The organism is Devosia equisanguinis (genome assembly GCF_900631955.1).
In the GTDB taxonomy this organism is placed as follows: Bacteria; Pseudomonadota; Alphaproteobacteria; order Rhizobiales; family Devosiaceae; genus Devosia; species Devosia equisanguinis.
Window position 1 is genome coordinate 1 of the sequence record NZ_UZWD01000055.1, and the last position, 2,975, is coordinate 2,975.

General features: G+C 63.9%; 2 protein-coding genes. Both read right to left on the minus strand.

What is annotated here, in order from left to right; all coding sequences use genetic code 11:
* Positions 1-199: 199 nt before the first annotated feature.
* Positions 200-1,780 carry a peptide ABC transporter substrate-binding protein gene (locus tag DEVEQU_RS18650; protein WP_126152115.1) on the minus strand — a complete coding sequence of 527 codons (1,581 nt, stop codon included), beginning with the start codon at positions 1,778-1,780 and terminating at the stop codon, positions 200-202.
* 14 nt (positions 1,781-1,794) lie between these two features.
* Positions 1,795-2,796 (minus strand): ABC transporter ATP-binding protein, encoded by a 1,002-nt coding sequence (locus DEVEQU_RS18655; RefSeq protein WP_126152116.1) that lies wholly within the window; start codon positions 2,794-2,796, stop codon positions 1,795-1,797.
* Between the last annotated feature and the right edge of the window lie 179 nt (positions 2,797-2,975).

The following is a 2,975-nucleotide window of genomic DNA, read 5'->3' on the forward strand; positions in this document are numbered from 1 at the left end:
GGCCGGGGTGGGGGGTGGTTCAGTGATCCACTGATGGACCCCCACCCTCAATCCCTCCCCTCAAGGGGGAGGGAGGCGCAAGAGCTCAAGACTATTGCCAAAACGTCCGAAGTAAACACTTCCCGCAAGGGAGAGGTAGGGCAGGAGCCAAAAATACAGTTCGAAAACCCCCGCCCGGAGGCGGGGGTTGGGAGTGGGATTATTCGCTGATCTCAGCGTCGCGGAAGTAGGGGACGTTGAGGGGCGAGCGCCAGAAGCCGGTCACCTTGGGGCTCATCATCATGTAGTTGTAGCGATGATATTGCGGCAGGATGACGTGGTCGTTCATCAGGATGGCCTCGGCCTTGCGCATCTCGTCGCGCGAGGTCGCCTCATCGGTCGCGGCCTTGGCGGCCTCGATGGCGGCGTCGTAATCGGCGTTCGACCAGTTGTTGAGGTTGTTGGCGCTGCCGGTGACGAAGTTGTCGAGGAAGGTCATGGGGTGCGGATAGTCGGCGCCCCAGCCCATCTGGGCGATCTGGTATTCGACCTTCTGGACTTCCGGGTAGTAGACCTGCCATTCGGACGCCTGGATGTTGACGTCGATATTGAGGTTTTCCTTCCACATCTGCTGGATGGCTTCGAGCAGCTTTTCGATCGGCGGGGAGGAATAGGTGACGTAGAGCGTCGCCGGGAAGCCTTCGCCATTCGGGTAGCCGGCTTCGGCCAGTTCGGCCTGGGCGGCTTCGACTTCGGCAGTGTCGGCGAGACCGAAAGTGTCACGGCCTTCGGTGAAGTCTTCACCGGCAAGGCTCATGCCCGGGGGCACAAGGCCGAGAGCCGGGGTGTCGGCCGACTGCAGCACGAATTCGATGATTTCGGAACGATCGATGGCCATCGAGAGCGCCTTGCGGACATGGATATTGTCCAAGGGCGCCTGGTGCGGGTTGAAGAAGGCATAGGTGGTGCCCAGCGCCGGAACGACGAGGAAGGCATCCGATTCCACCGACAGACGCGGAATTTCCGGGGCAGGGACGGACTCGATGCCGTCGACATCGCCGGCTTCCATGGCGGCCAGGGCCGTTGCCGGATCGGGGATCAGGCGGAAGGTGAGCTTGTCGAGGCTGACGGCGTCGGCGTCGTAATAGTTCGGGTTCTTTTCGAACACCACCGACTCGCCCTGATTGAAGGCGGTGACGCGGAACGGGCCGGTGCCGATAAAGGTCGCCGGATTGCGGGTCCAGCCTTCCGGATCGGCGGAGACGACGTCTTCGCGCACCGGGTAGAAGGCGGGGTAGTTGAGCAGCTGCAGCATATAGGGGACGCGCTGCTTGAGGGTGAAGGTCAGCGTCTTGTCATCGGGGGCCGAGATGGCGATGGCCGAAGCGTCGCCACCGTTGAAGGCCTCTTCCGCGCCCACGATGTGGTAGAGCATCTGCGAGTTCATGGCGCCGGTGGCCGGATCGAGCACGCGCTTCCAGGCATAGACGAAATCGGAGGCCTTGACCGGCTGGCCATCGGACCACTTCGCATCGCGCAGATGGAAGGTATAGGTCAGGCCGTCCTCGGAAATGTCCCAGCTTTCGGCGAGGGCGGGAATGACTTCGCCCTCGGGGTTCATGCGAACCAGACCCTCGAAGGTGTTGCCGATGATCGGTGCGGCGAAGGTTTCGGCCGTGGTGCCCGGATCGTATTTGGCGCTTTCATTATTGACCACATAGGTCAATTCCCCGGCGGCGAAGACGCCGCCAGTGGTTGCCAGCAGTGCCGCTGTAATCAGCGGCAGAACCAATTTCTTCATTGCGTTCTCTCCTGTTAGGGGGCCGAAGCCCCGGTCGTCTCTTGCGCCAGTTCCTTGGCGAAATGGCAGGCCGAGAGATGTCCGTTGCCGATATCGGTCAGCGGCGGCTCGACCCGGGCGCAAAGCTCGGTGGCCAGCGGGCAGCGCGTGCGGAAACGGCAACCCGAGGGAATATCGATGGGGCTGGGGATTTCCCCCTGCATGGGTTCGGCGGCGCGGGCGGCTTCCGGATCGGGCACTGGAATGGCCGAGAGCAAAGCGCGCGTATAGGGGTGAGAGGGGCGATGGTAGAGATCGGCGCTGGTGGCCAGCTCCACGATCTTGCCCAGATACATGACCCCGATGCGGTCCGAGATATGCCGGACCATGGACAGGTCATGGGTGATGAAGAGGTAGGTGAGGCCGAGATCGGCCTGCAGGTCCTCGAGCATATTGACCACCTGCGCCTGCACCGAGACGTCGAGGGCCGAAATCGGCTCGTCGCAGATCACCAGATCGGGCTCGAGCGCGATGGCCCGGGCAATGCCGATGCGCTGGCGCTGGCCGCCTGAGAATTCATGGGCGAAGCGGGCGCCGGCATCGGCCGGCAGGCCGACACGGTCGAGCAGCTCGGCCACCTTCTTGCGGCGGGAAGCCGGGGTGCCGACACGGGCAATGTCCATGGGCTCGGCGATCAGCTCGCCCACGCTCATGCGCGGATTGAGGCTGGCATAGGGGTCCTGGAAGATCATCTGCACGCGGCGGCGGAAGGTTCCGAGCCGGTTTTCACCGGTCTGACCGACCTCCTCACCGTCGAAGACGATGCTGCCGGAGGTAGGTTCGTAGAGGCGGATGACGGTGCGGGCGAGGGTGGACTTGCCGCAGCCGGATTCGCCGACAAGGCCGAGGGTTTCCCCGCGCATCAGCTCGAGATCGACGCCATCGACGGCGCGCAGGACCGGCTTGGGCCCGAAGACCGGGCCGGGCAGGCGGAAATGCTTGTGGACGTCGCGCAGGGTGAGAAGGGGCTGGGTCATGCGGGGATACCCCTGGCTGCGCCGGCCTCGGCACCCCCACCTAGCCTCCCCCTGAAGAAGGGGGAGGGACCGATCGAGTGTGGTGCGGTGCCAGTGAGCCAGTGTGCAGCCTTCGCCTCCCTCCCCCTTGAGGGGAGGGATTGAGGGTGGGGGTCCATCAGTGGATCACTGAACCACCC